General features: G+C 66.4%; 4 protein-coding genes. 2 read left to right on the top strand and 2 right to left on the bottom strand.

Features of this window, described 5'->3' with window-relative positions:
- Positions 1-146: 146 nt before the first annotated feature.
- Positions 147-767, top strand: coding sequence for a hypothetical protein (locus tag DD1DGNOD_RS25835; RefSeq protein WP_131768908.1), 621 nt, complete (start codon positions 147-149; stop codon positions 765-767).
- A gap of 362 nt (positions 768-1,129) precedes the next feature.
- Complete coding sequence (locus DD1DGNOD_RS25830) at positions 1,130-2,974, top strand: acyl-CoA dehydrogenase (RefSeq protein WP_131771210.1); 1,845 nt, start codon at positions 1,130-1,132, stop codon at positions 2,972-2,974.
- 120 nt (positions 2,975-3,094) lie between these two features.
- On the opposite strand, the gene DD1DGNOD_RS25825 is transcribed toward DD1DGNOD_RS25830, so the two are convergent.
- Complete coding sequence (locus DD1DGNOD_RS25825) at positions 3,095-3,424, bottom strand: hypothetical protein (RefSeq protein ID WP_241255997.1); 330 nt, start codon at positions 3,422-3,424, stop codon at positions 3,095-3,097.
- A gap of 295 nt (positions 3,425-3,719) precedes the next feature.
- A partial coding sequence (locus tag DD1DGNOD_RS25820; protein ID WP_131771219.1) for a dihydrolipoamide acetyltransferase family protein occupies positions 3,720-4,633 on the bottom strand: 914 nt, incomplete at its 5' end.

The following is a 4,633-nucleotide window of genomic DNA, read 5'->3' as shown; positions in this document are numbered from 1 at the left end:
CTGGATGGCCGAAGGCGGTGCGATCATGTTTCTTTCGCGCGCCGTTGGAGGCTTTAAATCGTCGGGCTACTAAGCTGGACGGTGTGGCGGCTGGACATGTAGGACGCGGGTGTGTAGGCGCTGATGCCACGGCCCGTGTCCGAAGCATGGTCGGTCCTGTCGTGGCGGTCGGGCTGGCGGCTGTCCTGCTGGCCGGGTGCGGTTCGGCCGCGACCGATATCGAGGTGTCCGCGCCACGGACCTCGACTGCGGCCTCCCCGGCCGTTCCTCCAGATGACCCAGGTGACCGGACCGAGCCGCCGCAGTCCGGAGCCGGTGGGGCGGGTGCCGCCGGCCCGGGTGGGACTGATCCCGAAGGGCCTGATCCGCATACTGTCGGACCGGATGCGCAGGCCTCCCCCAGGGCATCCCGGCCTGGGTTGAACAACAATGATCCCGCCGTGCCGGGAGATGCCTCCGGCGGTTCGCCGGCTGCCGGTCCGGCAAACCGGTCGTTTCCGGTGTTCGTGGGCCAGCCGTGCGTGCCGCAGCGCGACACCGCTGCGCGACAGGCCATCAACGGGCTGCTCCTGTACTGCGAGCGCACGGATGCGGGCCAGCCGCGCTGGGGGCTGGCAAGCCCGCCGCCGCCCGACCCGGCCGCTCCCGCACCGAGCGCCGAGTGTGCCGTCACCGACACCGGCCGGGTCGTCCAGGGTGCGAACGGGCGTCCCGTGGTCTGTCTGCGCGATCCCGACGGCAATCTTCGTTGGAGTGACGTGTCCTAGCTTCCCGATCTCACGGGTTTTCGCACGTCCGTCCGGTGGCAGGCAACCTGGGCCTGTCGAGCCTTCCGATCGGCTGCCGGACCTCGGATCCGGAGAGGAATTCCGAGTGCGGAAGAGGCATGATCGCGCTTCCTTCGGCCTTCCGGACATCTTCCCGTCACAGAATCGGGCACCTTCCGGTCACGGAAAGTTTTGCCACGTAATGTCGTGGGTCCGGTTCGCTCCGACTTGTTGTTCCGAGTTCCACGCATCTGTACCGAGGATGGTTACCGGCGGGTAGCATGGGTATGAGTTACTGGCCAGTAGGAGTACGCCGGCCCCATCGGTGAGCACCGAGGCCGGCTCTTCCCCGGGAGACAACCATGGGGCACTACAAGAGCAACCTCCGCGACATTGAGTTCAACCTGTTCGAAGTGCTGGGCGCCGACCGGACGCTCGGACACGGCCCATTCGCCGACATGGATCGCGATACGGCCCACGAGGTACTCGTCGAAGTCGACAGGTTGGCGACCGGTCCGATTGCCGAGTCGTTCTCGGACGCCGACCGTAACCCGCCGGTCTTCGACTCCAGCACCGGCAGTGTCACGTTGCCGGAGTCGTTCAAGAAGTCCTACGCCGACCTCATGGAGGGCGAGTGGTGGCGCCTGTTCGTGCCGTCGCACCTAGGGGGGATGGGCGCTTCGCCCTCGGTTGCCTGGGCCGCCTCGGAACTGATCCTCGGATCCAATCCGGCGGTGTTCATGTACATGAGCGGGCCCACCTTCGCGGGGATTCTCGACCGGATCGGTAACGCTGAGCAGAAGAAACTCGCTCGCCAGGCGATCGAGCGCCAGTGGGGTGCGACCATGGTCCTCACCGAGCCCGACGCCGGTTCGGACGTCGGCGCGGGCCGCACCCGGGCGGTGCCCCAGGGCGACGGCACCTGGCACATCGAGGGTGTGAAGCGCTTCATCACCAGCGGTGACTGGGACATACCGGAGAACATCTTCCACCTCACCCTGGCCCGGCCGGAGGGTCACGGACCGGGTACCAAGGGCCTGTCCATGTTCCTGGTACCGAAGTTCCTGGTGGACCCGCTCACCGGCGAGCCCGGTGAGCGAAACGGCGTCTACGTGTCCAACGTCGAGAAGAAGATGGGGCTGAAGGTCTCCACCACCTGTGAACTGCGCTTCGGTGAGAAGCAGCCCGCGGTCGGCTGGCTGGTCGGTGACGTCCACAACGGCATCGCCCAGATGTTCGAGGTCATCGAGCACGCCCGGATGATGGTGGGCACCAAGGCCATTGCGACGTTGTCCACCGGCTATCTCAACGCCCTCGAGTTCGCCCGCACCCGTGTCCAGGGCGCCGACCTGACCCGGCTGACGGACAAGACCGCGCCGCGCGTCACGGTTATCCACCACCCGGACGTCCGGCGGATGCTCATGCTGCAGAAGGCGTATGTGGAAGGCATGCGGGCGCTCGTCCTGTACACCGCCACGATCCAGGACAGGATTGCCCTGGCAAATGCGGCGGGCACCCCGGACGACCTCGCTGAACGGCTCAACGACCTGCTGCTGCCCGTGGTCAAGGGCGTCGGTTCGGAACGGTCCTACGAGCTGCTCGCAACGTCTCTTCAAGTGCTCGGCGGCTCCGGCTACCTGCAGGACTATCCGATCGAGCAGTACATCCGGGATTCCAAGATCGATACTCTTTACGAGGGCACCACGTCCATCCAGGGACAGGACTTCTTCTTTCGCAAGATCGTGCGAGACAGGAGCACGGCGCTGGGCGCTCTGTTCGCCGAGATCCAGACGTTCACCAAGGGCGACACCGGCGACGGCTCGCTGCGGCGCGAACGGGAGATCCTCAGTGTCGCGCTGGACAACGTCCAGTCCATGGTCGGCGTGCTGGTCGGTTTTCTCACCAGCGCGGCGGAGGACCCCAGGAATGTGTACAAGGTCGGTCTCAACACCACCCGGCTGCTGATGAGCGTCGGTGACCTCATCATCGGCTGGTTGCTGCTGCGCCAGGCCGAGGTTGCGGAGAACGCGCTGGCGCCGGCGTCATCGGGCACCCTGCCGGCGAAGGACCGGGTCTTCTACGAGGGCAAGGTGTCCGCGGCCCGCTGGTTCGCCGCGAACGTGCTTCCCGAACTGTCCGCCCGGCTCGGCGTCCTGCAGGCCACCGACCTCGACCTGATGGATCTCTCCGAGGAGGCGTTCCAGTAGCACGATCATGTTTCTTCCGCGCCCGGGGAGGTTGGGCAGGCCAAACCCCGGGCCGGTATGAGGACCCACCGGCGGCACGATCATGCTTTTCGTGCCGCCGGTGGGTCCTCCAGGACTCCGCTAGGACGTGCGCAGTGGTGGGAATGCCTGGTCCAGTTCGTTGCGCATGTCCCGCTTGAGGATGTCGTCGGCCTCGGAGGCGCCCTGTCCCTCCAGGAGGAACCTCGCGACCCGCAGCGTCAGGTCGACCCGTTCAGCGAGGTTGAGGGCGCCGTTGAAACGGCCGCTGGAGCCTGCGGAGGTCAGGACCTTGGCGACGAATTCGTCGGCGGCCTGTAGTGCCTCCACGCGCGTCATGCGTTCCACCCCTTTGTGCCGGAAGCTGTACCGGAAGCCGTAAGCAAGGCGCAACCGTACCAGGCAAGCTCCTTCCTCCGTTGTCCACCCCATCCCGCGCTCTTTGTTCCGGTTGGGCTTTCTGCTTGATCCGTTGTGTCCGCTCTCGCGGATGCCGTCGAAGACCTGGGCCCGCCCCCGTGCTTGTCGCACAGGGCGACTTAAAAACGACTAAGGATGACTGAGGATTGCTCGCGGCGCCTGGGTGCGCCGTCCGCACCGCTGTCACCCGCATCTCGAACAGGTGCTCATCGAACAGGTGCTCATCGATGATCGCACGGCGACCCGGGAGGTCCGAGCGCGAAAAATTCATGATCGCGCTGTCGTTGGCCCCTCGGTCGTTGGCCCTTCAGTTCCAGGCGAGGGTTACGGCCGGGTCGGCGAGCATCCTTGCGATGTCCGCGAGCACCTTGGAGCCGAGCTCGCCGTCGACGATCCGGTGGTCGAAGGTGAGAGCGAGCTGCGCCACCGTCCGGACCCCCAATTCACCCTGGTGCACCCAAGGCATCGGACGGATCGCTCCGAGTGCGAGGATCGCCGCTTCCGGCGGATTGAGGATGGGGGTTCCGATATCGACACCGAACACCCCGATGTTGGTAATTGTGATTGTCCCGCCACGCAGCGCCTCCGGTGTGGTCTTTCCGCTGCGGGCGGTCATGGTCAGTTCATGCAGCGCATGCGCGAGCTCGACGAGACTCATCGCGTCCGCGTTCGCGATATTCGGTACGACGAGTCCGCGTGGCGAGGCCACCGCGATCCCGAGATTGACGTACTCGTGGACAACGATCTGCGCCGGTGCATCGCCGACCGCGTCCTCCCAGTGTGAATTGATCATTGGCTGGCGGCTGACGGCCGTCAACAGTGCCTTGGCGACGAACAGCAGCGGGGTCACCTTGACATCGGCGAACTCGGGCAGCGCGGCGAGCCGCTCACGGGCCGCCACCGTCTCGGTGACGTCCACGCTTACGAACTCGGTGACCTGTGGCGCGTTTGCCGCGCTGGCCACCATGGCCTGCGCGGTCGCTCGCCGGACACCTGTCACCGGGATGCGGCGGACCCGGCCGGCGTCCTGGCCGTTCGTGGGCACCCGGGCCGCCTCGACGTCGGCGCGACTGATCGTCCCGTGTGGCCCGGTGCCGGCGATCGTCCCCAGGTCGACACCGAGATCACGGGCAAGCTTGCGGACGGGTGGTTTCGCGAGCACGGCGACGGCTCTGGCGGGCCGGCCGGGTCGTTGCGCCGAGTCCGGTGACGCCGGCCGAC

Origin of the sequence: Candidatus Protofrankia californiensis, assembly GCF_900634765.1 — a bacterium.
In the GTDB taxonomy this organism is placed as follows: domain Bacteria; phylum Actinomycetota; class Actinomycetes; order Frankiales; family Frankiaceae; genus Protofrankia; species Protofrankia californiensis.
This window is presented reverse-complemented; position numbering and strand designations above follow the sequence as displayed.

Coding starts and splice junctions, on each gene's coding strand:
- DD1DGNOD_RS25830 (WP_131771210.1), top strand. CDS start 1,130: ATGGGGCACTACAAGAGCAACCTCCGCGACATTGAGTTCAACCTGTTC.
- DD1DGNOD_RS25825 (WP_241255997.1), bottom strand. CDS start 3,424: ATGGGGTGGACAACGGAGGAAGGAGCTTGCCTGGTACGGTTGCGCCTT.
- DD1DGNOD_RS25835 (WP_131768908.1), top strand. CDS start 147: ATGGTCGGTCCTGTCGTGGCGGTCGGGCTGGCGGCTGTCCTGCTGGCC.